A 24,135-nucleotide genomic window follows, 5' to 3' on the forward strand; every position below is an offset into this window, starting at 1 on the left:
AATGAATGGACAAAAGCGATGGATGTACCTCTACCCAACTTACCTTCTGGCATCGACCCTGCCAATACCTCCAATAGCTCAGCCAGATTGGCTGATGATAATGACCAGGTAATCGCCGATACTCCAGTCGCTGAAATCAAAGTACCTGCAAGTGTCGATGCGCCCGCTCAGCTGATTCCCGGCATACATGTCAATGCACGCGGTCTTGCGCTGACCATACTGGCAACGGTTGCTCTCATCTTTGCTTTGCGTGCCGCGCAACGCTTTTTCATTCCCCTGACCTTTGGCATTTTCATTGCCTATACCTTGTCCCCATTGGTCGATGCATTGCAACGCCTGCGCTTGCCGCGCGTGATTGCTACCAGCATAGTCATGGCCAGCATGCTTACCGTTATTGCTACCCAGGTCAATTCATTGCATACAGAGTTTGACGCCATACTTGACCAGTTGCCGGTGGCGACCCGCAAGTTTTCCGGCGAAATGAGCAAGTTGAAGATAGGGCAGGCTGGCCTCATGCAAAAGATGCAGACAGCGGCAACAGAAATAGAAAAAGCAACCAGCCAGGCGACTTCAGGTGGCCAGCCGGTTGTAAAGAAGACGGTTGTCAATGAAGCCCCGGTATTGAAATTGCGCGAGCTCTTGCTGGCCGGCTCTCTGGGCTTCATGGATTTGCTGGGGCAGACTGTCATGATGCTGTTTCTTATTTTCTTCCTGCTGCTGTCCGGCGATAAATTCAAGAGAAAGCTGGTCAAGATTACCGGGCCTTCGCTGACGCAGAAGCGCATTACCGTGCAGATACTCAGCAAGATCAACACTTCGGTGCAACAATACATGTTCATGCTGCTGATCACCAATGGCCTGTTGGCTTTCCTGACATGGATAGCGTTTCACCTGATAGGCCTGGACAATGCCGGCGCCTGGGCAGTCACAGGTGGCCTGCTGCATGTCATCCCGTATTTTGGGTCGATTTTAATGGCGCTGGCAGTTTGCCTGGTTGCCTACGTACAGTTTGGCACCATCTCGATGGCGCTGCTGGTGGCAGGTATCTCTGTGGCGATCGCTGTGCTGGTAGGCACGGTGGTGACGACCTGGATGACGGGCCGTATCACCCAAATGAATACGGCGGCAGTGTTTATCTCTTTGCTGTTCTGGGGCTGGTTATGGGGTGCCTGGGGTTTGCTGCTCGGTGTGCCAATTATCGTCGTGGTCAAGGTCATGGCAGAACATATAGATGGCATGCAGGCTGCGGCAGAACTATTGAGTGAATAAGCGCTTGCTGGCTGACATATAAGTTATTTAGGGCAGTCTTGCATACATTAAAAAAGCCATTCCTTCAAATCACTGGAATGGCTTTTTATTTTGTCAAACCCGGCATTGCATCTAATGCCGTACTTAGTTCTTAATTGCGATAGACGTGGTTGTCTTTGACATACACCTGGGCACCAACACGCAGGTCAACAATATTGTCCTGAACTATGCTTTGATATACACCGTTTTCCAGCCGCACACTGATCTGGTATGCCTCGCGCACTTGCGGGTTGCGATTATTTTTTTCTATGTTGTTACCAACAATCGCACCACCAACAACGCCAGCGGCTGTCGCAGCAGCATTACCCAGACCGCCACCTACCTGGTTACCCAATATACCACCAACGATACCGCCGACTATTGCGCCTGCACCTGGGCCTTTATTTTCATTACTGACCTGGACTACTTGAATTGATTCAATCACGCCGTAGCTGCTATATCCCACCTGCGAGGCTGGGTAGCCAGTCATGGTGGATGGTGAGCTGCTGCCACATCCTGAGAGTACGGCAGAGGCGGCAAAAGCTGCGGCGATGACGGTTTGCTTGCAGATATTCATGATCATTCTCCACTGTTGTGATGTGGGTCATCATGAGCTTCACGATTCCATCTGTCGGTGCGTTATCGCACCGTTGCGCACCGTGCGCACCATACGCACTGTGCAAACCGCTAAAAAAAACAGATTTCATGCAGCGATGCATCGTTCTTGTAGGACAAGTCCCACATTTTGCAGCGCGTTCAGCGTACAAGCTGCTGCCAGACTCTCTGATGCCAGATTCACGGATAACAAACTAAAGTGTAATCAGTTCGAAAGACATCAGAAATTAAAAAGTAACTGGTGTCGATGTCGTGAAAATAAACTCTGTACCCGCAAATATTGTAAGCATGAATGGCGTAGTACGGAACGAAATTGGATGTCTTTGAAAAAGAGGAACAAAAATGAATATCGCTCACACACAAGTTTCTATGACCCCACATCCATCGCTGATCTCTGGCGGGAATTTACATCGCAGGTATTCCGTAGATTACACAACACCAACACGGGCTGATGTTGGTTTGCTTGATGAACCTATGCAAAACGATATTCTGGCGGCATTGCCTGAAGAAGAACTTGCATTCCTGTTGCCGCATCTCGAACTGGTGCATTTGCCATTCGATAAAGAACTGTATGAGTACGGCGCTAAATTGTCCCATGTATATTTCCCTACTACGGCTGTAGTCGCCTTGTTATACGTACTGGCTGATGGCGATGTCACAGAAATCGGCGTGACTGGTCACGAAGGTTTGCTTGGTATCTCTGCTGTCATGGGTGAACGTGCTCTGGGTACAGCGATGGTGCAATGTGCTGGCGACGCCTACAAGCTTAAAGCTTCAGTCTTGAAAGAGGCGTATGCCAAATGTGGCAAGTTACAGCATATCCTCATGCGCTATACGCAGGCCCTGTTTGCCCAGATGGCGCAAAATTCTGTCTGTGGCCGTCACTATTCGATAGACCAGCAATTGTCACGTTGGTTGCTTGACAGGCTCGATCGCCTGCATTGCAATGAAATCAAAGTGACCCAGGAGATGATCGCCAATATGCTGGGTGTACGTCGTGAAAGCGTTACCGAGGCAGCTGGTAAATTGCAGCACGAAGGCCTGATCCAGTACAAACGCGGCAATATCACCATGCTCGACCGTGAAGGCCTGGAGATGCATGCCGGCGAATGCTACCGCGTGTCCAAACAAGAATTTGACCAAATACTTTCAACAGCCATGGCACGATAGTGCTTGAATTAAGTTTAAAATAAATGGCGAGAGCTGGCTGGTCAGACTAGGGCGCATAATAGAATGCATAAGACGAAAGCAAAAGCCTGATATTCTGACCGTAAAATCCAAAATCCCGTTACCCAGGTAACGGGATTTTTTTACGTCTTGAAAGGAATAAATGCTTCAACGACAGTGCCAATATTTTTCTCACCCGGCTTGACAGAGAAACTGCCACCCAATAGCAAGGCACGCTCACGCATACCCAATATGCCATGTGATTTGGGCTTGGTCAGAGCCTCTTTTTGTATGCCTATACCATCATCACGGACCTGCAGCCATAAACCCTTGTCAGTACGTTTCAAGCTGATCTTGACCTCGGTAGCCTGGGCATACTTGATGACATTATTCAGTGATTCCTGGGTAATGCGGAACAAGGCGATAGACCAGGCCGGGTCTATGGTATCGAAATCTTCTGTAATATCGGTCACGTAAGCCAAACCAGCCATGGCTGTCGTCTCTTCACAATAATGCTGTATTGATGCAGACAGACCCAGGTTGTCGAGCATGCTGGGGCGCAGATCTTCTATGATACGGCGCTTCATATCCACCGTATCGAGCAGGGCGCGCTTGGTTCTTTGCAATTGCTTGACCAGATCTGGCTCCTTGTCCTTGAGCTTTTCTGTCACGACTGAAATATCCATGCTGATCGCTGTCAGGTTCGAACCCATTTCATCATGTAATTCCCGCGCGAGCTTGGCTTTTTCTTTTTCAGATACATTCAACAAGTGATGTGACAGCACCGATAATTGTTCAGTACGTTTCAAGACCGTACTCTCAAGATTGTCATTCGCTATCTTCAAGGCATTTTCTATACCGCGCTGTTTGTAGAAACTGCGGTAGATCAGGCGGTAAAACAGTATCAATACCAGTAATGCTATGCTGTTGGTCGCCGTACCAAAGAACAGGGCATCTTTATAGTCCTTGTAAAAATTCTGGCGCCTGGCGGCGAGAACCTCGTTTTCTTCCTTTTCCATGATGATATCGAGCAGGCGGATTTCATCCATGACTTCCCGTCCATCACCAGCCTTGGATATCTCGACTATTCCCGTCAACCCAAATTCTCTATAGGTCGACAGGGCTGATTCAAATATCTTGGTTTTACTGCTATACAATCTGCGCAACTCTGCCAGGTTCTTGATCTGGGCAGGATTGTCTTGCAACAGCCTTTCGAGTTCCTTGAAATCATTTTCCAGCTTGCTCTGTGCGACTTGCATTGGGCGCAAATAGACTTCGTTGCCGGACATAAAATAACCACGCAAACTGCTTTCAGAATCCATGATGAGCAAATTAATATTCTTGAGCTTGTCTTTGACACTCCAGTTATGCTCTACCCAATCATTGTTGAACTTGAGCTTTTCCATATTCTGGTATGCTGAATAGGCATTGCCGATCAGGACGACGAGACAGGTCACGAACAGAAAAGTGATGTAAAGCGGGATGGAAGTCGATGCGTTTTTTTTCATGAAAATTTCCTCAAATAGCGCCTGCAAACAGCATGTGATTGCGGAAGAAAATTGGAGTCAGTCATTTTTTCTCCCCTTTTTCTGTCGTTGTAAACCAGGGTTTTCATCACTTGCGGGCCATGAAAAACAATACCTGAATTGATAAATTATGTGTCGCAAGTTTACAGTAAAATTTTGTAGCCCCGGAAACTTAAATAGGTAGTCTTATTCCTACAAGCAATTCCGCGAAAGCTTATTGCTAATCCGCATGAGTCTCCTTAAAATGAATTGTAGTGGGCCTCTGGGATACGCGGTCTTATAAATGCATTTATCAGCGCGAGTTTCAGTTCGTAAGAGTGTGGAACAAAATGAACGACAAGAAGAAATTAAAAGTATTTTTAATCGAAGACGCGCAGCGCATCCGTTCTGTGCTCATCGAGGTATTGCAGCAGACGGAAAATATAGAAGTCATCGGTTTTGCAGAAAGTGAACAAGAGGCCTTGTTTCAATTGCGCTCTATTGAGTGGGACGTTGCCATTGTCGATATAGGTTTGCGCGAAGGCAGTGGTCTGGCTGTATTGTCCGGCTTGAAAAATGATGGCCGTCAATATGGCTCACGGCTGGTATTTACCAGTAATCCCAGCAATGCCTTGAAAACCCGCACCATGTCACTGGGTGCTGAAGGTTTTTTTGATAAATCCCGTGAAATGGACAATCTGGTGGGCCACATCCAGGCCCTGGCTCATTAATCTTCTCATTAATCTTATTAATTAATCTCATTAATTGTGATTAATTAAATGTCGAAAAAGTAGCTACCGTAGTAGCTTCTTCCTTACTCTTACTCTTCCTCTACTCTGACTCTGTTTTGAATCTGGCGCTGGCCAGCTCACTCCAGTAGATTATTCTTCATTGCGTAATACGTCAGGTCACAGTTTGACTGCAAATTCATTTTTTCCATGACGCGGGTGCGATAGGTGCTGATGGTTTTTACGCTGAGCGACAGTGTCAGCGCAATATCAGAGACAGATTCGCCTTTGGCCAGTCTTAAAAATACCTGGAACTCGCGGTCAGACAAATCAGTATGCAAGGCAGTTTCTGCATCATGATCGAAGCCCTGGGCCAGGATTTCACCGACATCAGCGCTGACATAACGGCGGCCGGTAGAAACAGTCCTGACAGCCTTGATGAGCTCGTGGGCATCGCATTCCTTATTCAGGTAGCCGTTAGCTCCCATTTTCAAGAGATTCACTGCGTATTGCTGTGCTGGATAGCCACTTAAAATAAGGATAGGCAAGTCTGGCTGCCCTTGCTTGATGGTACGCAGGGTGTCTATGCCACTCTGGTCAGGCATGCTGATATCTAGCAGCATGACGTCGCAAGCTTCTTTCCTGGCGATTTCCAGCGCTTCACGGCCTGTGGTTGCCTCGGCCACGACTTCAAAGTCGCTGACCTCTGAAAAGATCTGCTTGAAACCGGCCCGTACAATCTGGTGGTCATCACAAACTGCAATACGTATCATTTTCTTCCTTCAATTTGGGAATGCTCGAATGATTGAAACTAGTTTCAATACGGCATCACAAAGCATCATCAACTACTCTTGGGGAGGGAATTTTAGCAATTTCCCTACAGTTGCAAAAATTGTGAAATATCCTTGCCCATAACCATAGCATAGCATCTACACAGGATATAGGTAAGTCACTATCAAATTCCCCTCGCCATGCTTACTCATCTGGGGATAACTAATTTCGCTTAAACCAGTCTGTAATGAGCGTCAGGAGAGGCAATTTTGCAACCCGTTTGAAACAAGAGCAGCAAGACTAGTCCTGCTGCTCGCTAAGGATCATAAAGCTTGGGGATCAGTAAAAAGGCAATTTAGCAACTATTGTAAATACCTTTGCTGCCTGTTTTACCGATGCCAGAGCTCTCAGCGTGACTGACGGAACAAAACACCAAGCGCCACCACCGTTGCCACTGCCAGACCCAGCATCGTCATTGGTTGCCTTCTGACCTGGACGCGGCAGGAGTCCAGCAATTTTACCTCATTGATATACAGTTTTTCACTATGGTCGGCAAGCTTTGACGCTGCCTGGTTCGCGCCTGAAGCCAGCTTGCCGGCAGCCTGCTCTTTGATGACATTCAGTTTTTCAACCGCTGGTTTGACTGCTTCTGCAGTTTTCGCCTGCACCTGCTCTACGAATGTAGGTGGATTATCCGCTGTAGGGAAGGGGATAGCAGGATGGTTGATGCCATTTACAGCCCCATCATTTGCCGACGTAGCCGTATTAGTGGCCGCATTATTCGCATTACTCGTATTGCTAGGCATGATTACTCCTTTTCCTGGATCAAGTCCAGTTGACTGTTATAGGGAAGCGCGAGATTTTTCACAGTTGCGTTGCTTAACTGCCGTTGCTTAGCTGAATTGCTCAAAGCGCTTGTTGTGCCTCATTGTGCTTATTGCACCGTTGTGCTGTCTGTTGTCGGGCGGCTTACTTTGGGCGGTAAATTGCCGCCTTCGCCTTCCCAAGTACTGATTTCGGTTTTATGCAGCTTTTTGGCTGCGTGTTTTTCGTGGTATCTTTTTTTGCCGAAGGCGGTCATCAAAGCCCAGCTGGCAATGCCAGCGACAAGGAATAAATGTTTAGTGGGTATCATAAATTTCTCCTGGTTATGTTCATTTGCTTAATTTGTTTCAGTTGCTTCATTTGCTTGCAATAATCCGTATTCAGGATCTGGAAATCGAAGTAAGGCTATTTTGCTGGCGCTTGATGCATTGCCTGATCACCTTTTGTGCATCACCGATGGCGATCTGGCATTTGGCATTGGTCATCTTTTGATAACCGCGGGCAAGCATTTGCTGTCTGCCGAGTAAGTGACCGATGCCGACGCTTACTGCACCCTGCAAGAAAAATATTCCGCATTTAAATAGACATATACTCATTGCGATCTCTCCAGAAAAATGGTGAATCCTGATCCATACGGTAAGCCAGTGGCAGCTCTTACATCCGCCAGCTCCAGCCAGCGCCTGGCTAAAACTGTTATCGACTTGCATTGCATACTAGCATCGGCCCTGATCACACCATATAGGACGCCGACGCCAGGCTTTGTAGGAATAGATGAAGTAAACCGACCATGTTCTCTAGTAAGCACCACTGCAGAATTGATGACTGAATGAGTGGCTGAAAGAATGCTCACCCCAGGCGCACATTCCAGCCATATTGAGTGGAATTCAAAGAGATTCAAAGAGTTTGCCGCAATCTCTTGAGCTCCTACATGCCTGCAAGCCCATGTCCGATACTGCGAATTGTCCCCGGGTTTTAGTATGTGCTTATGCCAGCGGGAGATATAAGCCCCTGGCGAAATTCCTGTCATGTCAGTAATCATGGCGACAGGCAAGTTGTCGGCAAGCTGTTCTGTCTGCGGATATAAATATGTAAGCAGGAATATATAAGCAGGCGTGTGTACAGCGCTAAGGCTGGCTAATTCACTACCAATAAAGGAAACATCATGGACAACGACGACATCATTTCTACCCTGAACGACCTCATCGAAACCAGCAAAGATGGCGAAGAGGGCTTTAAAGTCTGCGCTGAAGATGCAAGTGGCCGTCATCCACAGCTCAAAGCCATGCTGGCTGAGCGTGGACGTGAATGCGCCCTGGCAGCTTCTGAACTGCAAGAACTGGTACGCAATCAGGGTGGCGATCCAGAAACCAGCAGCAGCGTATCTGGTGCCTTGCACCGTGCGTGGACCAATATCCGTACTGCTGTCACAGGCAAGGACGATGAAACAGTGCTCAACGAATGCGAACGCGGTGAAGACGTGGCCGTAAAAGCTTACCGCAAAGCTCTGGAAAAAGATTTGCCTACCCATGTACGCCTGGTGGTAGAACGCCAGTATCAGGGCGTGCTGCGTAACCATGATCTGATCAAAACCCTGCGCAATCAAGTCAGGACACATGCCTGAGTTAATTGACTATGCCGTGCAGGGCTACTAAACCAGCTTTGCATTGCTCATCGATCAAAACCCGCGGGGTGCAAGCCTTGCGGGTTTTTGTTTTTGATCATCCTGGTTCATCAAACTTTGTTGTGCCTCAATGCTTGAAGGGCAATTTGCCCTAGTCTGCATCTAACTTACATGCTGCATGAAGTGCACTGTGCGCCAACGTACCGAAGTCATCGGCTTGAACTGACACTATGACCATCACCAGTTAAAGAATCATTTCACGCGCTTGATGGCGCGTTTGCAATCACGGAGAAATTAAAATGCGCAAATTAGGCTTGTTATTGTCGATGATGGCCATGTTGGTACTGTCAGGTTGTGGCTACAATGGTTTCCAGAGTGGCGACGAACAAGTCAAGTCTAGCTGGTCTGAAGTCTTGAACCAATACCAGCGCCGTGCCGATCTGGTTCCTAATCTGGTGAACACCGTCAAAGGCTTTGCTGCACAGGAAAAAGATGTATTGCTGGGCGTGACCAATGCCCGTGCCAAAGTTGGCAGCATACAGGCTACGCCTGAAATATTGAATAATCCGGAAGCTTTTGCCAAGTTCCAGTCAGCACAGGGCGAATTGTCGGGGGCCTTGTCCAGATTACTGGTGGTTACTGAAAATTATCCCCAACTCAAGTCCGACGCTAACTTTCGCGACCTGCAAGCCCAGTTGGAAGGCACAGAAAACCGTATTGCCGTAGCCCGCAACCGGTATATCAAATCAGTGCAAGAATACAATGTGATGGTGCGCTCCTTCCCATCGAACCTGACAGCCATGATGTTTGGCTACAAGGTCAAACCCAACTTCGCAGTCGAGAATGAAAAAGAAATCGCCAAGCCGCCGACCGTAGACTTTGCTGCCCCTGCAGCCAATACTACCAACACAGGCGTCGCAAAATGAGCATCCTGCAAAAAGCCGGATATTTTATTTGTGCATGCGTGCTGCTGCTGAGCTTTGATGCCGCTGCACAAATTGCCGTCCCACCCATCCAGACCCGTGTCACGGATCTGAGCGCGACACTCAGCGCTGAACAAAAAGCCACTCTGGAACAAAGCCTGCGAGCTTTCGAAACTAAAAAAGGCAGCCAGCTTGCAGTATTGATCGTGCCAACCACCGCACCAGAAAGCATAGAACAATATGCCTTGCGCGTGGCAGAAAAATGGAAACTGGGACGTAAAAAGGTGGATGACGGCGTCATCCTGCTGGTGGCAAAAAATGACCGCACTATGCGTATAGAAGTCGGCTACGGTCTTGAAGGTGCCCTGAATGACGCCACAGCCAAACGTATCATTGCCGAGACCATGACGCCTTATTTCAAGCAAGGCGACTACTATGCCGGCATCAAGGCAGGTACAGATCAGATCATGCGTGTCATTGATGGTGAACCCTTGCTTGTGCAAAGCCCGGGCCGTGTAGTTGATAGCGGAGGTTTTCAGCAATATGCACCCATATTATTTGTCCTCGCTTTAGTCGTTGGCGGCGTGTTGCGTGCCGTCTTTGGCAGGTTGCCCGGTGCCATCATCACAGGTGGTGTCGTCGGTGTTATTGCCTGGTTTGTCATAGGCGCAGTCTCCATGGCAGTAGTGGCTGCTATCGTCGCCATGTTATTCAGTCTGTTTAGTGGTGTACTGGGTGCGCGTGGGATAGGTGCCTATTATGGCGGATCAGGACGAGGTGGCTTTGGTGGAAGTGGTGGTGGATTCAGCGGTGGCGGCGGTAGTTTTGGTGGTGGCGGTGCATCGGGGCGGTGGTGATATGAGAAAACTTAACTTCCTGCGCATTGCAAAACATATGCTGAGTATGCATTCGCAGTTAAAGCGCTCGTTTCCGCCTGCAAGCCTGGACGCCATAGAGCGCGCCATCAAACAGTGTGAAGCAAACCACCTGGGCGAAATCCGTTTCGTCATCGAGAGTGCGCTTGACTGTGCTGCCGTGTTTGCAGACCAAACGACCAGAGAACGTGCGATAGAGGTTTTTTCCCAGGTCGGCGTATGGGATACAGAACACAATAACGGCGTGCTGATCTACGTTTTGCTGGCTGAGCGCGAGGTAGAAATCATCGCAGATCGCGGCATCTATCGTAAAACCGGTATTGATGCATGGAACCATATCTGCCACCAGATTGAAGCGGCCTTTAAACAAGACCGCTATGAAGAAGGTGTTATCCAGGGCATACAGGCTGTTGGCATGCACTTGAACACACATTATCCCGCCAGCGGCGAGAACATCAACGAATTGCCGGACAAACCTATTTTGTTATAGAAGACAAGCGGGCTGCTATTCAGATGCCAATATAATCAAGACGCCCGGTTGACGACAAAATAAGCCACTGTGCCGCCGATGGACGTCATCAACGTACCCCATCCTATATCGATCAGCGATAAAGTCAACGACCAGCCCTTGAGTGTAGAGAGATTGGTCAGGTCATAGGTCGCATAGGCAATCATGCCTAGTAATCCACTCAACATCAAGGCACAAGTCCAGCTTTGCTGGCCCAAGGCAGGTGCCACGGCAAATACCACCACACCCATCGCGTAGAGCAAATAGAATACTGCCGCTGGCGCAATCCTTGGTTTTGGCAGAATCATGTCACCCAAATGGGATTTATATAAGGGACCCATCACCATGGTCAGCCACGCTGCATCCAGCGCAAGCATGCTGAGCAGGGAACTGCCATAGGCAATCAAGTAATGTTGTAGGGTGAGCGTTGTATCAAGTGACAGCGTAAGCATGGCGCGATCTTTCAGGTGAGGAGCGCGCCAATCAAAGCTACTGATTTTCAGGCGCAGGGTAATGGCGGGTGGAGCGGGAAGGTGGACGCTATTGAGTACCACGATCCCGCATGTGAGAGACTATTTCTGTACTTTAGGCCACATGCTGGTTACAGCATGGCTTCAACGTAAGAAATTCCGTTCAGCCAAAGCGACGGGCAGCAACATATGCCAGCGTACCAGCGATACATGACAGCAGTGCACCCCAACAAATATCAATTGCCGTTAACACTGGTGACCAGGCTGTTAGCGTCGCCAAATTGCTCAAGTCATACGTTCCATACGCAACCAGACCCAGTAAGGCACACATGAGCCCGGCTTGTTGCCAGCTATGCGCACGCAATGCAGGCACAATTCCAAATACTGTCAGTCCAAAGGAATACAATAAATAAAACAGCGCCGCTGGTATCAGCCTGGGTTGTGCCAGCATCAGCTCGCCCAGATAAGACTTGTAGGTGGATGTCATCAACAGCCCCAGCCATACCGCATCCAGGCCCAGCACTGCCAGCAAGGCAACGCCGTAAGCGATCAGTATTTGCTTTGCAGCAGGCGACTTGGCGGTAGACAGTATGAGCATGGCTTTGACCTTTTTTAAGATATGGATGTGATGGCGTTGTTAGTGATGCCTATTATCAGCGAAGTGTCTGTCTCCTTCTGTGCGGTAGATAATGTAATAAAAGCGTTGTTAAATATTGAACAGGTAGTGTCTAATATCATATTGTTAAGCATTTCGCTTATTCACAGCAGCAGGTACTTGTGGAATTGGCGCGCGCTTTCACCAGGTAAATTTTTCTCGAAATAACAAATGCTTATCTCCATGCCATCTAATCTTAAACAACTTTTTGCCTTCCTATCCGTGTGCGCTGTGCTTTTTTCCGGCAATGCCACAGCCATGACCATGCTCAGGTCGAACCAGACTCTGATACTGTTTGGCAAGGTGGTGCCAGAAGACAGCCAGCTATTCCGTAAAAAACTGGAAGAAGGACCAGTCAAAACAGTCGTGATGACAGAAAGCCCTGGTGGCAATATGCGCGCCGCCTATGACATTGCAGCACTGATCACAGAAGGCAAGATCAATACTGCAGTCAATGGCAATTGCATGTCTGCCTGCGCGCTCATTTTCATGGCGGGCACCGAAAGACGGATGCTTGCCAGCAAGCATCTGGAAAAGACAAGACTGGGTTTTCATGCTCCACACAATAAAGTCACTAAAGAAATCTCGACCGCCGCCATTCCAAGATTTCGTGAGTGGTTGCTCAAGGTTACCCAAGGAAAATTCCCTGCAGAGGTCCTGGACCGCGCCATGAATATAGAAAGCGCTGGCGACATGCTGTTCTTCTATTATCCAGACGAAAACTACCTTGGGGATATACGCTTCTGTACGCAAGGTTTGCTACGTTGCGAAGCATTGAAAGGCTACAATATTGTCAATATCGGCATCCTGACAACAGCTGAGTTGCTGACGTTGGAGAGCCTTGATAAAGCAGAGCAAGATATAGCTAAACCATAGTAAAGCAGTTTTCCATCCATCAATCAAAAGGAAATGCGATGACGAAAGTAGCGATCACGACCAAAGTTCCAGGCAAATTAACTGTATGCACTTATGGCGGCTTTGCCCCGGTTTGTTATAAGAATGAGCAAGGCCAGCTTACCGGGCTGGACGTCATTTTCCTGGAAAAATTTGCGATCTCCCAAGGGCTGGAAATTGCTCTCATAGAACATGATTTTGACGGCATCTGGACCATGCCTGACGAGGATAAGTGCGACATCGCCGCCGCCGGTGTCCAAAAACGCGACAAGCGGGATACCGGGCCAGGCGGCTCATGGAGTGATGCCTACTTCCAGGTGCAAAGGTCGTTGCTGGTGCGCAGCGCCGACCAGGCTGCATTTGACGACTACCTCAAGCTCTCAGGCAAATCCATCGTCGTCACCCGTGGATCAACCGCTGACATCGACGCCAAAACCCGTTACCCCCATTGCAGCATCCTGTATGTCGATGACATTGCCGAAGGCCAGCCAGATGCCCAGGCCTATATTGTTAGAACCCTCATCGCAGACCACCACGCCGATGCCTTTGCCGAAGGCGATGTCAGCAACCAATATCTGCGCAGCCAGTTTGGCCGCGATGTGGCAGGCGGCCTGGCACTCGCCGATATTCACCACATCGACGGGACAACAGCAGAAACCTTCAATTTCATCACCCGCAATGCCAGCACCGGCTTGCTGGAGCAATTGAATCTCTTCATCAAAGAAAACAAGGGCAGCTACGCACCTCAGGAATAGTTAGTATGTCCAAGGTCGTCATAATGCCCTATTCAAAAGGATGGCCAGCGCTCTTTCTTGAGGCAAAGAGTGAATTGCTGGCTGCATTCACCCCAGTTGCCGTGAGCATGGAGCACATAGGCAGCACGTCGGTTCCCGGGTTGGCAGCCAAACCTGTGATAGATGTGTTGCTTGGGGCTGGTTCACTGCAAGAGATAGAGGCAAACATTCCGGCTCTTGCCAAACTGGGATATGTCTATGTGCCAAAGTACGAGCAAGAGTTGCCCATGCGGCGTTACTTTGTCAAATCACCCGCAGACTCGCTACGCATACACCTGCATGCGGTTGTGACTGGTTCGCCGTTCTGGAATGAGCACCTGGCGTTCAGGGACATACTGCGCACAGATGCGCAATTGTGCTCACAGTACCAGGCTTTGAAGCTGCAGCTGGCACAAGCACATGCCAATGACAAGGCGGCATACTCCGAAGCCAAAGGCCCTTTCATTCAGGCCGCCCTGGCTGCGCTGGCAAAACCAATTCCAGCTGAGCTCACTTTATAGTGACCTGACCCGGCTCTGGTGCTGCACTAAAGCGGATAAATCGCCTCGCTACTGTAACGGTATGTAGCAAGTATGTAGCAATACAGGGTATGAGACAGGCGCAAAGCCAGGGAATACCTACTCATGAGCTATATTCATATACTTATGCAGATTATGCGGCTTATCAAGCGCACTGATCTGCTTTACTATTTGTCGCTGCCAATTTCCTGGTAAGGGTCTTGCTTTGCTGTTTGCTTGTTTGCCTGCCTTAGCTTGTTCCCGATTTTTGCTCTATCGTTTGTTCTATTTTGTTTTATCAACCGGGGCCTTAAGGCCTCAGACCGGCGGAGTTGAATGTGCTGATTGATGCAGTCCGTGTCGCCTTGCGACGTCCTTATACTTTCGTCGTCATGGCGCTGGTCATCCTGATTGTGGGGCCGCTGGCTGCATTGCGCACGCCTACTGATATTTTTCCTGAAATACGCATGCCGGTCATTGCCGTGGCCTGGCAATATACCGGGCTACCGCCCGATCAGATGGCGGGACGCATTTCTACCTTGTTCCAGCGCAGCCTGACCACCACCGTCAATGATATTGAGCATATTGAGGCCAATACCTACCCTGGTATCAGCGTCGTCAAGATATTCTTCCAGCCTGGTGTGAATATTGCAGTCGCCAATGCCCAGGTGACGGCGATTTCGCAAGTGGCCTTGCGCCAGATGCCTGCCGGTATCACGCCACCGCTGATCCTGAACTACAACGCCGCAACCGTGCCTATCCTGCAATTGGCATTATCAGGGCAGGGCCTGTCTGAACAAAGCCTGTTTGACCTGGGCATGAATACCGTGCGCACGCCTTTGGTCACCGTGCCGGGTGCAGCTATCCCCTTGCCTTATGGCGGCAAACAGCGCCAGGTGCAAATTGACTTGAAGCCCGCTGCCCTGCAGGCGCGTGGCCTGTCCGCACAGGATGTGGCGACTGCGCTGGCAGTGCAAAACGTTCTGGTGCCAGTCGGCACACAAAAGATAGATAGCCTGGAATACACCATACAAATGAACAGCGCACCGTCCGCGCTGGAAGAACTGGGCCGCATGCCGGTCAAGGTCATCAACGGCAGCACCATCTATCTGCGCGATGTCGCCGATGTGCATGATGGCAATGCGCCGCAAACCAATATCGTGCATGTGGATGGTGGCCGTTCTGTGCTGATGTCGGTATTGAAAAATGGTTCAGCATCCACGCTGGCCATTGTCGATAACATCCGCGCCAAACTGGTCACCCTGAAACCATCCTGGCCAGAAGCATTGAAGGTAGTCGCCATCAATGACCAGTCATTGTTCGTGCGCGCAGCCATTCGTGGCGTGGCGCTCGAAGGTGCAATTGCTGCTGCGCTGACCAGTGTGATGATCTTGCTGTTTCTCGGTAGCTGGCGTTCTACGGTCATTATTGCAATTTCCATCCCGCTGTCCATCCTCGGTTCCATCATTGCACTGGCTGCCTTTGGTGAAACCCTGAACCTCATGACCCTGGGTGGTCTAGCGCTGGCTGTGGGTATTCTGGTCGATGATGCAACGGTCACTATAGAAAACATCAACTGGCACCTGGAGCAGGGCAAGGATGTAGAGACGGCGATTCTTGATGGCGCACAGCAAATCGTCACGCCCGCCTTTGTCTCGCTGCTGTGTATTTGTATCGTCTTTATCCCCATGTTCTTCCTGGAAGGTGTATCGCGCTTCTTGTTTGTGCCCATGGCAGAAGCGGTGATTTTTGCGATGGTCTGTTCCTTCATTCTGTCGCGTACGCTGGTGCCGACGATGGCAAATTATCTCTTGCATCCACATACTGCCGACGATGTGCATGGCAACCATGGCGTGCCTTCACGCAATCCGCTGGTGCGTTTCCAGCGTGGTTTTGAAGCCAGGTTTGAATACCTGCGTGAAGGCTATCGCGGTTTGCTGCAAAGCGCAGTTACACGTCGCAAACCGTTTATCGTGGGTTTCCTGGCGGTGGTGGCACTGTCGTTTTTATTGCTACCTTTTATCGGCAGCAATTTCTTCCCCTCGGTTGATTCTGGCCAGGTGCTCATGCATGCGAGGGTGCCAGTAGGCACGCGGGTAGAAGAAACTGCCGTACGCTTTGCCAGCATAGAAAAAGCGATACGCCGCATCATCCCCTCAGAAGAAATCATCACCATGGTCGATAACATCGGCCTGCCGCCCAGCAGTATCAACCTCACCTACAACAATACTGGTGTCATGGGTTCGCAAGATGGTGATTTCCAGATTGCATTGGGTGAGGGCCATCGCCCCACGGCAGAATATGTGCGTGAACTGCGCGAGGCGCTACCGCGTGAATTCCCGGATACCACTTTCTCTTTCCCGCCTGCAGACATCGTCAGCCAGATTCTCAACTTTGGCGCACCCGCACCTATCGACGTGCAAATACGCGGCAGCAATGTCGATGCCAATTTTGGCTATGCGCAGCAACTGTTGAAGCGCATCAAGGCCATACCCGGCGTGGCTGATGCGCGCATACAGCAATCCAACAAGGCACCGGTGTTCAACGTCAATGTCGATCGAACCCAGGCGCAATTGCTGGGCTTGACGACGCGTGATGTCATCAACAGCCTGGTTGTCAACCTCGCCGGCAGCAGCCAGGTTGCACCGACTTACTGGCTCAATCCCGTAAATGGCGTCAGCTACCCCATCGTCATGCAGACTCCGCAATACCAGCTCGGCTCACTCGCTTCACTCGCCAACCTGCCTGTTGGCAATGGTGTTACGGCAGATGCTGCGACACTCGGCGGCCTCGCCAGCATAGAACGCGCCAGCGGCAGTGCCCTGGTCAGCCAGTACGATGTGCAAAACATGATACAGATACACGCTGCCACACAAGACCGTGACCTCGGTGCCGTGGCTGATGATATCCGCCGTGTCGTGGCCGAGATGTCAGCCACAGTACCCAAAGGCACGACCGTGCAAATGCTGGGCCAGGCGCGCACCATGGACCGTGCCTTCTCTGGCCTGCTGTACGGCTTGCTGGGTGCCATCGTGCTGATTTATCTGCTGATTGTCGTCAACTTCCAGTCCTGGCTTGACCCTGCGGTGATTGTCTCCGGCCTGCCTGCCGCGTTGGTGGGTATCGTCTGGATGTTGTTTGCCACCCACACCACCTTGTCAGTGCCCGCGCTGACCGGGGCCATCATGTGCATGGGTGTGGCCACTGCCAACAGCGTGCTGGTCGTCAGCTTTGCGCGTGAACGCCTGGCAGAACTGGGTGACGCCACCGCCGCTGCGCTCGATGCCGGTTTCGTACGCTTTCGCCCTGTGTTGATGACGGCACTGGCGATGATCATCGGCATGTTGCCCATGGCACTGGGCCTGGGTGAGGGCGGTGAGCAAAACGCCCCGCTGGGCCGTGCCGTTATCGGTGGCTTGGTATTCGCCACCGTTGCCACCCTTGTTTTTGTTCCCGTGGTCTTCAGCCTCGTGCATGACCGGGAATCTCGCCGTGCTAAATCAGCACCATCAGCACCATCGGCATCACCGCCACAAACTGTTGCCGGAGTTTCTTATTCATGAAAACTGATTCATCAAAATCATCTGCCCGCTATAAAATCCTGGGCATCTCGCTGGCCGTGATTGCCGCCATCGTCGTCGTCGCTGGTGTAGCTACACGCCGCTCACAAGCCGGACAAATCAAGGATCGTGCTATCGCCAGTACCGTGCCCACGGTGTCGCTGGTGGCGACTGCTGGCACAGGTGTGGCAAAGTTTGAACTGCCCGCCCGCATAGAAGCCTGGGCCCGCGTGCCCATCTATGCACGCGTCAGCGGTTACCTCAAAAACTGGACAGTCGATATCGGCGGTGCCGTCAAGGCAGGGCAACTGCTGGCCGAGATCGACACCCCCGACCTCGATCAGCAATTATTGCAAGCCCAGGCAGAACTCAGCAATGCGCGCAGCAACCTGGCACTATCTACCAGCACCGCCAAGCGCTGGCAATCACTGCTGGCCAGCGATGCCGTCTCTAAGCAAGAGGCAGATGAAAAAGCCGGCGACCTCGCTGCCAAGCAATCTGCCGTCAATGCCCTGCAAGCCAATGTAGACCGCGTGCAGGCACTCAAACGCTATACCCGCCTGACAGCGCCATTCAACGGCATCGTCACCGCCCGCAATACCGACACCGGCGCACTCATCAATGTCGGCGGTGCGCCTGGCAGCGAATTGTTTGTCGTCTCTGACGTGCAGCGCCTGCGCGTCTATGTCAACGTACCGCAAAGCCAGGTCGCCATGGTGCAAAACGGCAGCGTTGCCCAGCTCAGCGTGCGTGAACGCCCGGGCCGCACCTACACCGCCACCGTGCAATCACTGGCACAGGCAATAGACCCACGCTCAGGCTCCATGCTGGTACAACTTGCTGTTGAAAACCCCAATAAAGAACTGCTGCCTGGCGGCTTCGCTACCGTCAGTTTTGAGTCTGCGGCCAACACCGCCAGCATCAACCTGCCACCCGCAGCCCTGATCTTTGGCAAGAATGGCACCCACGTTGCCACCTTGGGCAGCGATAACCGCGTTGTCCTCAAAAACGTCAATATCGCCCGTGATTTTGGCAGCCTCATCGAAATCGCTGGAGGCATCGACCGCAATGACCGCGTCATCAACAACCCGCCAGACGGCATCAGCAATGGTGACCTTGTGCAACTGTCAGCAAATACAGCAGCAAATACAGCAGCAAATACAGCAGCAAATACAGCAGCAAATACAGCAGCAAATACAGCAGCAAATACAGCAGCAAATCCTGCCAAGGCCAAACCATGAGGCGCTATGTCATCGCCGCCTTGTCTGTCTGGTGTGCCGCCTGCACGCAAGCGCCCATCACACAGGCACCCGTCATGCCGCTGGCCGCTGCCTATAAAGAAGCACCGGCATCCGCCAGCGATGCAGCACTGACCCTGCCTGCACAAGAATGGTGGCTGCTGTTTGGTGATGCAGAACTCAACAGCCTGCAACAACGACTCATAGACAACAGCCCCGACCTTGCCAGCGCCTTGGCACGTTACCGCCAGGCACAGGCAGCCACGGGCCAGTTGCGCGCCGCTGAATTGCCAACGCTGGGCACCTCCCTCAACGGCCAGCGCATCCGCCAGTCAGAACGCCGCCCCCTGCGCGTGCTAGGCCCCACTTCGCCCAATGAATACAACAGCGCCACGCTGGGCCTGGATTTCCAATATGAAATCGACCTCTGGGGCCGTGTACGCGAACAAGTCAATGCCGGTGTCGCAGAAGAAAAAGCCGCCAAGGCTGACCTCGCTGCCGCCCGCCTGTCATTACAAGCCACACTGACAGACACCCTGGTCGCCTTGCGCGGTTTTGATGAAGAAGCCGCCATGCTCAGCGACACCGTCGCCGCCTACAGCCGTGCAGTCGATATGATCAACCGCCGCCATGATGAAGGCATCGCATCCGGCCTTGACGTCGCCCGCGTAGAAGCGCAATTGCAATCTGCCCGCTCACAAGCACAGCAAGTGCAGGCACAACGCGCCATGATGGAACATGCCATCGCCGCCCTGGTCGGTGCCAACGCATCCAGCTTCAGCATCGCACCCAGGGTCGTACCAGCCACCACGCCCGCAATACCGCTGGGTTTGCCATCCGCATTATTGCAACGCCGCCCCGACATCGCCGCCGCCCAATTGCGCATCGCTGCTGCCAGCGCCAAAGTCGGCATTGCCCAAACTGCCTTCTTCCCCTCGCTTAACCTGGGCGCACAGGGCGGCTTTCAAAGCAGTGACTTCGCCAAATTCATAGAAATGCCCAACCTGTTCTGGGCAATCGGCCCCACCCTGGCTGTGAGTCTGTTCGACGGGGGGCGCCGCAAAGCCCAGGTCGCAGGCGCAGAAGCGGTACTTGATGAGGCAGGCCAACGCTACCGCACAACCGTACTGGGCGCATTCCAGCAAGTCGAAGACCAGCTCGCATTGCTCAGCCATTATGGTGAAGCAGCCAAAGAAGAAAGCCTGGGCGCAGTCGCCGCCCAACGCGCCCTGACACTGGCAGAAATCCGCTACAAACAAGGTGCAGTCAGCTACCTCGACGTCATCGTCGCCCAAACCAACGCCCTGCAAGCGCAACGCAGTACGCGTGATCTCAATACCCGACAACGCCGCGCGGCAGTGCAACTGGTCAAGGCACTTGGGGGAGGGTGGTCAGTGGAAGCGGGAGGGAGTTAGCCTCCTCTGGTAAAGCCAGCTACCAAGAAGCATTCAAAGCTGATTGCGCTGACATGTGTGATAAAAAAACCGCTTCAGTTGTATTTGATAAGCGGTTTTTTGTATTGATCGTTGTGTTAAAGCGCCTTCCCCTTCAAGGGGAAGGTTGGGATGGGAATGGGGTTCTGTAGCAAATTCATGTCCCGTCAATCAACCGAAACCCATCCCCGCCCTAACCCTCCCCTTGAAAGGGAGGGACTCTAGCAGCAGTGCGATTACCCCCGGCCAGCGCCTTCCCTATCCCCGCAAACGACACAACATTAAGCGGGAACTCCAAAAACACATGCAACAGGCTCAGGAAAAGCAGGGCCTGCATGCCAAGATTGTAATCATAAGCGTACAGTGCCATCGACAACAGCCAGATCGCCACCGTCAAAAACAGGGTTTTCTTTGGCACCTTATGCCATTGTATGACGGATGTTTTTGAAAACCAGTTCAGGTAATGATAGGTATACGCAAAAGCAATAAAGCGCATGACCACAAACCCTGCATTGCTGCTAAAAATCTCGCTGGTTTTTGACAGCGCATCAAGATGAAAAACATTGATCAGGCTAAAGTTCAATAGCTCAAACTGAAAGTAAGATTTTTGGACATAAGCACTCACCGTATATTGCAAACTCTCTGGACTGACTATAAAAAAACTTGCCGCACAAACGATCAAAACTGCGATAGACAAATATCCTGAAAACGATTTTTCTTTCAAAACACCAAACAACATGAACGCCAGGGTGAAAATAAAGACGTGAATAACAGTAGGAAGAAAAATGCCCATCAAGAGTAAATAAGCCGGGGACTTATTCACGACAGCCACAGCCAACAAGGACAGGGCCACAAGCGCGGTGCGATACAGCCTGTCTTTGACAAGCGCAAAAATAAGCGCCAGTAAAACCGCAAACGCCAATACGTCTGCAACAAAAGTGCTGTCCTTAGCCAGATGTGCAAGGGCTGGGAAGAAAAGCAGAGCAAAGCACAGACCAATCAAAAAAATAAAATCGTATTTACCCTTGGTGAAATAATTTTTCTTATGCAGCCAACCTATCTCGGTCAGGTAATGCAATGGGCCAAGCACAGCGTAAGAGAACAAAAATAATTCGAAAGGGATGACAAACGCAACAGCGCAAGACAGGATAATCAGGGCGGTGTTGATATAATTAATGCGGTTGGCGTTTATCATTTGCGGTGTTGATAGCGATATAAAGATTGATGTACAAGATCAGCATATTAAGCTATGTCATGCACTCATGGCGCAAACTCCTGTTTCTGCATGGATGTATCGATTACCCGATAATAACCCGATAACACCGCAGGTAGCCTGGTATGGCCAGTACGGGTCAGTTTGACTGGCCTGGCGCGCCGATCACGACTGTCGGTGCTCATTTCCAGCATGCTGCATAGACCAGGTTTTGCAAAATGCGACCGTTAATGAGCTCAGTTTTTTTGCTTTACATCTAGGATTTGACCATGCCTTTGTCATCTTGGTTTTTGAAATTCGTCAAAATTAGTCTTTGCATTGCCTTTCTTTTTCCAACAGCTAATGCATGTGCCGGACATTCAGGTTGGTTTTACGAGAGCTTTTCTTGGCAAGGGTTGCGCTCTTATTTTGGTAAAGGCGATGTAAAGCAAAGAAAAATTTATCTTGCGCATCTTGATAAGCTGATTGCGCAGGAACGTAAGGAGCCCTTTTATTACATCGCTCTTTCTGAAGAAAACATTCAGCTGTGGCGTAGTTTCATTGAAAATGGCCTCGATTATTCGACCCTTAATTCTGATCAGGCGAAATTTGCTGACAGGATTATTGCGATCATTATGGGATATGAAGCTGAACTTGATAGTCTGAAGGTCAAAGCTGAGACGCATCCTGATTTCTTTCATCCAAAATCATTGCAAAAACTCATAACATCCTCTTCAGAGGAAGCTAAACAGATTTTAATTGCATTCAAATTTGGAAGAGGCTACGGACAGATACATCCCAGAACACAGTGCCCAAGGGAAGGCGGCGCTTGGTACTGTTATGGCATGTATGTAATCCTATCTCCCTCTGAATGTGAAATTCTTGGACGTGAGCTGAAGCGCCTTCTTCAGTTGCCATCTTTTGCAGAGGAAAGAGAGTCGTTGACTGGATTCGCGCAGGCCCTGAATCGTGCGTCAAAAAATGGGCGAGGCCTCTACTTGCATACGAGTGACTAATTTAAAAATGGGTTCCAGCTCAAGCTGGATGCACTCTCAAAAGTGCTTGCTTCAGTTTATATGAATTGACCAGTGGCTCATATGAGCGATTGCACAATCCATCAATTGCTTGCAAAACAGATTCGCGTTCGGCATCGCTGCTCAGCAAAAATTCTCCAACAACGATTTCTTTAGGGATGCCTATCAGTAACAATGTGGCGGCAACTACGACACCAGTACGATCCCGCCCCGAAGTGCAATGAATATAGACCGGCCATTGAGTCGCAGGATCAACCAAGACTTCCATGACCGTGGCAATCCAACGACGTACCTTTGAATGACTGGTGTCGTAATTCTCAACGGAATCTGCTGCAGGAAGGTGTATCAGTTTTGCACCAAGATGTTGTGGGTCTGGTCCTTGACGCAAATTGATAATTGTCTTGGGAGAACCCAAATCTGCCAGTGTGGAAATGGTGTCAAATTTACCGCCACGAATTAAGCGCCCAAGTGGAAACGGAACGTCATCAAGCCAAAGCCCCAAGGCATCGCTGACATCGCGAAAATTCACAGGGTGTTGGTGGTGCATAGCAAGTTAAGCATTACTTTTAAAGTAGTTGATTCAAGCATTTTTCGGAATTTGTCAGCAGGTTTTCTATGATGATTTGCTTACCTTGTGTGGGGTAGTCACACAGGGAAATATTGATATCGCCAATGACTGTCAGCTTCTGCCAGCGGCATGATGGCGGTGACTGACGTGATAAATGCGGGCCAGTATGACACAATCGATGCCCCATAGGCGGACTTAAAACTGTCATGGAAATCCTTGCCACTCACAATATCATGCAATGCCTTTTCAAACGCCGTGGGATTGCTGGCCTTGAGGAAATCGACAAACATCAGCGCCTGACGGTAAAACATGGGTGTGGTCAAGCCATAACTGGGCGCAGTCCGGTTGGTCAACATGCTGCCCACTTCTGCCGGATCAAAATGCTTGCCATCCAATAGCATGCGAGCCGCTTCCGGCTTGGTGACAAACTCTGAAGCACCTGCCCCTTGCGCCACCTGCTGGGCAATCCCTTCACGGAACCAGGCTGGTACACGCGCATAGGCAATTGGCCCCGCCACCTGATATAGCAAGAGATGGCTCAGTTCATGCGTGAGAATATATTCCAGCGGCAATGCCCCGCGTGCTTCTCTTTTTAGCAGAGCGTCGATATTCAAAAAAATACTATCCCCAAACTGCGCCGCTGGCTCATTGACGGTAACGGGCACATAGCGGATAAAGCAATCGGCATGGCAGATGTAGACTTGAGGTGCATGAGCAAACTTTGCACCATGTGCTTTTTCAACCACTTCACGCGCTTCTTTGACGGCAGCAGCAACTCGGTTCGTCACCTGCTCTGCAATTTCTGGTGAGGTACCAGCCAGATAACGTATATCGGCATTGGTTTTGCTGACCACAAATACATCGCGAGAACGCGTCAAGGCCATGCCAGTCTTAATTAGCGTACAGCCCGATAACAGGCACAGGGCAAGTAACACTGTCGCTGCCCTTGTGATGCCAGAGGTGGATGGCATCATT

26 protein-coding genes are annotated in these 24,135 nt (G+C 50.7%); 14 read left to right on the forward strand and 12 right to left on the reverse strand.

The features are described 5' to 3' along the window. Window positions 1–18: 18 nt before the first annotated feature. Window positions 19–1,269, forward strand: coding sequence for an AI-2E family transporter (locus tag ACO0LI_RS04195; RefSeq protein WP_423031093.1), 1,251 nt, complete (start codon window positions 19–21; stop codon window positions 1,267–1,269). Between the two features lie 130 nt (window positions 1,270–1,399). Here the strand turns inward: ACO0LI_RS04195 and ACO0LI_RS04200 are convergent, their stop codons facing one another. Beyond that, the gene (locus ACO0LI_RS04200; RefSeq protein ID WP_423031095.1) at window positions 1,400–1,864 is read right to left on the reverse strand and encodes a glycine zipper 2TM domain-containing protein; all 465 of its coding nucleotides are present in this window, start codon (window positions 1,862–1,864) and stop codon (window positions 1,400–1,402) included. Between the two features lie 512 nt (window positions 1,865–2,376). Here ACO0LI_RS04200 and ACO0LI_RS04205 point away from each other — a divergent pair. Next, entirely contained in the window at window positions 2,377–3,072 is a 696-nt protein-coding gene (locus ACO0LI_RS04205; RefSeq protein ID WP_422953644.1) for a Crp/Fnr family transcriptional regulator, read from the forward strand. Between the two features lie 140 nt (window positions 3,073–3,212). Here ACO0LI_RS04205 and ACO0LI_RS04210 read toward each other — a convergent pair whose 3' ends face one another. After that, the gene (locus tag ACO0LI_RS04210) at window positions 3,213–4,577 is read right to left on the reverse strand and encodes a CHASE3 domain-containing protein (RefSeq protein ID WP_423031097.1); all 1,365 of its coding nucleotides are present in this window, start codon (window positions 4,575–4,577) and stop codon (window positions 3,213–3,215) included. Between the two features lie 347 nt (window positions 4,578–4,924). Here ACO0LI_RS04210 and ACO0LI_RS04215 point away from each other — a divergent pair, with 347 nt between their 5' ends. Further along, the gene (locus ACO0LI_RS04215; protein WP_422953621.1) at window positions 4,925–5,305 is read left to right on the forward strand and encodes a response regulator; all 381 of its coding nucleotides are present in this window, start codon (window positions 4,925–4,927) and stop codon (window positions 5,303–5,305) included. A gap of 137 nt (window positions 5,306–5,442) precedes the next feature. Here ACO0LI_RS04215 and ACO0LI_RS04220 read toward each other — a convergent pair whose 3' ends face one another. From ACO0LI_RS04220 to ACO0LI_RS04235, 4 genes are all read right to left on the reverse strand, one after another. Beyond that, window positions 5,443–6,075, reverse strand: a complete 633-nt coding sequence (locus ACO0LI_RS04220) for a response regulator (protein ID WP_422953620.1) — start codon at window positions 6,073–6,075, stop codon at window positions 5,443–5,445. Window positions 6,076–6,480: 405 nt separating this feature from the next. Beyond that, window positions 6,481–6,879 (reverse strand): hypothetical protein, encoded by a 399-nt coding sequence (locus ACO0LI_RS04225; protein WP_423031099.1) that lies wholly within the window; start codon window positions 6,877–6,879, stop codon window positions 6,481–6,483. Window positions 6,880–7,007: 128 nt separating this feature from the next. Then, window positions 7,008–7,208, reverse strand: a complete 201-nt coding sequence (locus ACO0LI_RS04230; protein ID WP_423031101.1) for a hypothetical protein — start codon at window positions 7,206–7,208, stop codon at window positions 7,008–7,010. A gap of 70 nt (window positions 7,209–7,278) precedes the next feature. Next, window positions 7,279–7,605 carry a hypothetical protein gene (locus ACO0LI_RS04235; RefSeq protein WP_423031102.1) on the reverse strand — a complete coding sequence of 109 codons (327 nt, stop codon included), beginning with the start codon at window positions 7,603–7,605 and terminating at the stop codon, window positions 7,279–7,281. 455 nt (window positions 7,606–8,060) lie between these two features. On the opposite strand from ACO0LI_RS04235, the gene ACO0LI_RS04240 reads away from it, so the two are divergent. The 4 genes from ACO0LI_RS04240 to ACO0LI_RS04255 all read left to right on the forward strand — a co-directional run bounded on the left by ACO0LI_RS04240 (window position 8,061) and on the right by ACO0LI_RS04255 (window position 10,807). Continuing rightward, window positions 8,061–8,519 (forward strand): PA2169 family four-helix-bundle protein, encoded by a 459-nt coding sequence (locus tag ACO0LI_RS04240; RefSeq protein ID WP_422953616.1) that lies wholly within the window; start codon window positions 8,061–8,063, stop codon window positions 8,517–8,519. Between the two features lie 299 nt (window positions 8,520–8,818). Then, window positions 8,819–9,445 carry a LemA family protein gene (locus ACO0LI_RS04245; RefSeq protein ID WP_422953615.1) on the forward strand — a complete coding sequence of 209 codons (627 nt, stop codon included), beginning with the start codon at window positions 8,819–8,821 and terminating at the stop codon, window positions 9,443–9,445. Further along, on the forward strand, window positions 9,442–10,299 hold the full coding sequence (locus ACO0LI_RS04250; protein ID WP_423031104.1) for a TPM domain-containing protein: 858 nt from the start codon (window positions 9,442–9,444) through the stop codon (window positions 10,297–10,299). The genes ACO0LI_RS04245 and ACO0LI_RS04250 overlap by 4 nt, the downstream gene beginning before the upstream one ends. Before the next feature lie 37 nt (window positions 10,300–10,336). Then, window positions 10,337–10,807, forward strand: a complete 471-nt coding sequence (locus ACO0LI_RS04255; protein WP_423031106.1) for a TPM domain-containing protein — start codon at window positions 10,337–10,339, stop codon at window positions 10,805–10,807. Window positions 10,808–10,842: 35 nt separating this feature from the next. Here ACO0LI_RS04255 and ACO0LI_RS04260 read toward each other — a convergent pair whose 3' ends face one another. Next, window positions 10,843–11,379: a DUF2177 family protein gene (locus ACO0LI_RS04260; protein ID WP_422953612.1), complete on the reverse strand. Its 537-nt coding sequence runs from the start codon at window positions 11,377–11,379 to the stop codon at window positions 10,843–10,845. A 79-nt stretch (window positions 11,380–11,458) separates the two neighbouring features. Further along, window positions 11,459–11,893: a DUF2177 family protein gene (locus ACO0LI_RS04265; protein ID WP_422953611.1), complete on the reverse strand. Its 435-nt coding sequence runs from the start codon at window positions 11,891–11,893 to the stop codon at window positions 11,459–11,461. A 315-nt stretch (window positions 11,894–12,208) separates the two neighbouring features. Here ACO0LI_RS04265 and ACO0LI_RS04270 point away from each other — a divergent pair, with 315 nt between their 5' ends. The 6 genes from ACO0LI_RS04270 (at window position 12,209) to ACO0LI_RS04295 (ending at window position 20,348) form a co-directional block, all read left to right on the forward strand. Then, window positions 12,209–12,826: an ATP-dependent Clp protease proteolytic subunit gene (locus tag ACO0LI_RS04270; RefSeq protein ID WP_423031108.1), complete on the forward strand. Its 618-nt coding sequence runs from the start codon at window positions 12,209–12,211 to the stop codon at window positions 12,824–12,826. 38 nt (window positions 12,827–12,864) lie between these two features. Next, a complete protein-coding gene (locus tag ACO0LI_RS04275) occupies window positions 12,865–13,599 on the forward strand; it encodes a substrate-binding periplasmic protein (RefSeq protein ID WP_423031110.1) in 735 nt (244 codons plus the stop codon). Window positions 13,600–13,622: 23 nt separating this feature from the next. Continuing rightward, the gene (locus tag ACO0LI_RS04280) at window positions 13,623–14,138 is read left to right on the forward strand and encodes a GrpB family protein (protein ID WP_423031112.1); all 516 of its coding nucleotides are present in this window, start codon (window positions 13,623–13,625) and stop codon (window positions 14,136–14,138) included. Window positions 14,139–14,476: 338 nt separating this feature from the next. Further along, the gene (locus ACO0LI_RS04285; RefSeq protein WP_423031521.1) at window positions 14,477–17,698 is read left to right on the forward strand and encodes an efflux RND transporter permease subunit; all 3,222 of its coding nucleotides are present in this window, start codon (window positions 14,477–14,479) and stop codon (window positions 17,696–17,698) included. Then, on the forward strand, window positions 17,695–18,936 hold the full coding sequence (locus tag ACO0LI_RS04290; RefSeq protein WP_423031114.1) for an efflux RND transporter periplasmic adaptor subunit: 1,242 nt from the start codon (window positions 17,695–17,697) through the stop codon (window positions 18,934–18,936). Before ACO0LI_RS04285 ends, ACO0LI_RS04290 begins: the two co-directional genes overlap by 4 nt. After that, entirely contained in the window at window positions 18,933–20,348 is a 1,416-nt protein-coding gene (locus tag ACO0LI_RS04295) for an efflux transporter outer membrane subunit (RefSeq protein ID WP_423031116.1), read from the forward strand. The genes ACO0LI_RS04290 and ACO0LI_RS04295 overlap by 4 nt, the downstream gene beginning before the upstream one ends. Window positions 20,349–20,559: 211 nt before the next feature. Here the strand turns inward: ACO0LI_RS04295 and ACO0LI_RS04300 are convergent, their stop codons facing one another. Then, entirely contained in the window at window positions 20,560–21,561 is a 1,002-nt protein-coding gene (locus tag ACO0LI_RS04300) for a hypothetical protein (protein ID WP_423031118.1), read from the reverse strand. 65 nt (window positions 21,562–21,626) lie between these two features. Beyond that, a complete protein-coding gene (locus tag ACO0LI_RS04305) occupies window positions 21,627–21,764 on the reverse strand; it encodes a hypothetical protein (protein ID WP_423031120.1) in 138 nt (45 codons plus the stop codon). 84 nt (window positions 21,765–21,848) lie between these two features. On the opposite strand from ACO0LI_RS04305, the gene ACO0LI_RS04310 reads away from it, so the two are divergent. Continuing rightward, window positions 21,849–22,574: a hypothetical protein gene (locus tag ACO0LI_RS04310; protein ID WP_423031122.1), complete on the forward strand. Its 726-nt coding sequence runs from the start codon at window positions 21,849–21,851 to the stop codon at window positions 22,572–22,574. 19 nt (window positions 22,575–22,593) lie between these two features. On the opposite strand, the gene ACO0LI_RS04315 is transcribed toward ACO0LI_RS04310, so the two are convergent. After that, on the reverse strand, window positions 22,594–23,121 hold the full coding sequence (locus tag ACO0LI_RS04315; protein ID WP_423031124.1) for a tyrosine-protein phosphatase: 528 nt from the start codon (window positions 23,119–23,121) through the stop codon (window positions 22,594–22,596). Window positions 23,122–23,237: 116 nt separating this feature from the next. Next, window positions 23,238–24,134 (reverse strand): hypothetical protein, encoded by an 897-nt coding sequence (locus ACO0LI_RS04320; RefSeq protein ID WP_423031126.1) that lies wholly within the window; start codon window positions 24,132–24,134, stop codon window positions 23,238–23,240. Between the last annotated feature and the right edge of the window lies 1 nt (window position 24,135).

Origin of the sequence: Undibacterium sp. Tian12W, from assembly GCF_049339405.1 — a bacterium.
Classification (GTDB): domain Bacteria; phylum Pseudomonadota; class Gammaproteobacteria; order Burkholderiales; family Burkholderiaceae_D; genus Undibacterium.

Excerpts from the sequence above, each read along its gene's own strand:
- ACO0LI_RS04270 (WP_423031108.1), top strand. The coding sequence starts at position 12,209 with ATGACCATGCTCAGGTCGAACCAGACTCTGATACTGTTTGGCAAGGTG.
- ACO0LI_RS04290 (WP_423031114.1), top strand. The coding sequence starts at position 17,695 with ATGAAAACTGATTCATCAAAATCATCTGCCCGCTATAAAATCCTGGGC.
- ACO0LI_RS04305 (WP_423031120.1), bottom strand. The coding sequence starts at position 21,764 with ATGAGCACCGACAGTCGTGATCGGCGCGCCAGGCCAGTCAAACTGACC.
- ACO0LI_RS04250 (WP_423031104.1), top strand. The coding sequence starts at position 9,442 with ATGAGCATCCTGCAAAAAGCCGGATATTTTATTTGTGCATGCGTGCTG.
- ACO0LI_RS04295 (WP_423031116.1), top strand. The coding sequence starts at position 18,933 with ATGAGGCGCTATGTCATCGCCGCCTTGTCTGTCTGGTGTGCCGCCTGC.
- ACO0LI_RS04275 (WP_423031110.1), top strand. The coding sequence starts at position 12,865 with ATGACGAAAGTAGCGATCACGACCAAAGTTCCAGGCAAATTAACTGTA.
- ACO0LI_RS04215 (WP_422953621.1), top strand. The coding sequence starts at position 4,925 with ATGAACGACAAGAAGAAATTAAAAGTATTTTTAATCGAAGACGCGCAG.
- ACO0LI_RS04310 (WP_423031122.1), top strand. The coding sequence starts at position 21,849 with ATGCCTTTGTCATCTTGGTTTTTGAAATTCGTCAAAATTAGTCTTTGC.
- ACO0LI_RS04255 (WP_423031106.1), top strand. The coding sequence starts at position 10,337 with ATGCTGAGTATGCATTCGCAGTTAAAGCGCTCGTTTCCGCCTGCAAGC.
- ACO0LI_RS04195 (WP_423031093.1), top strand. The coding sequence starts at position 19 with ATGGATGTACCTCTACCCAACTTACCTTCTGGCATCGACCCTGCCAAT.
- ACO0LI_RS04245 (WP_422953615.1), top strand. The coding sequence starts at position 8,819 with ATGCGCAAATTAGGCTTGTTATTGTCGATGATGGCCATGTTGGTACTG.
- ACO0LI_RS04320 (WP_423031126.1), bottom strand. The coding sequence starts at position 24,134 with ATGATGCCATCCACCTCTGGCATCACAAGGGCAGCGACAGTGTTACTT.
- ACO0LI_RS04200 (WP_423031095.1), bottom strand. The coding sequence starts at position 1,864 with ATGAATATCTGCAAGCAAACCGTCATCGCCGCAGCTTTTGCCGCCTCT.
- ACO0LI_RS04220 (WP_422953620.1), bottom strand. The coding sequence starts at position 6,075 with ATGATACGTATTGCAGTTTGTGATGACCACCAGATTGTACGGGCCGGT.
- ACO0LI_RS04240 (WP_422953616.1), top strand. The coding sequence starts at position 8,061 with ATGGACAACGACGACATCATTTCTACCCTGAACGACCTCATCGAAACC.
- ACO0LI_RS04300 (WP_423031118.1), bottom strand. The coding sequence starts at position 21,561 with ATGATAAACGCCAACCGCATTAATTATATCAACACCGCCCTGATTATC.
- ACO0LI_RS04265 (WP_422953611.1), bottom strand. The coding sequence starts at position 11,893 with ATGCTCATACTGTCTACCGCCAAGTCGCCTGCTGCAAAGCAAATACTG.
- ACO0LI_RS04230 (WP_423031101.1), bottom strand. The coding sequence starts at position 7,208 with ATGATACCCACTAAACATTTATTCCTTGTCGCTGGCATTGCCAGCTGG.
- ACO0LI_RS04210 (WP_423031097.1), bottom strand. The coding sequence starts at position 4,577 with ATGAAAAAAAACGCATCGACTTCCATCCCGCTTTACATCACTTTTCTG.
- ACO0LI_RS04235 (WP_423031102.1), bottom strand. The coding sequence starts at position 7,605 with ATGCAAGTCGATAACAGTTTTAGCCAGGCGCTGGCTGGAGCTGGCGGA.
- ACO0LI_RS04205 (WP_422953644.1), top strand. The coding sequence starts at position 2,377 with ATGCAAAACGATATTCTGGCGGCATTGCCTGAAGAAGAACTTGCATTC.
- ACO0LI_RS04280 (WP_423031112.1), top strand. The coding sequence starts at position 13,623 with ATGCCCTATTCAAAAGGATGGCCAGCGCTCTTTCTTGAGGCAAAGAGT.
- ACO0LI_RS04225 (WP_423031099.1), bottom strand. The coding sequence starts at position 6,879 with ATGCCTAGCAATACGAGTAATGCGAATAATGCGGCCACTAATACGGCT.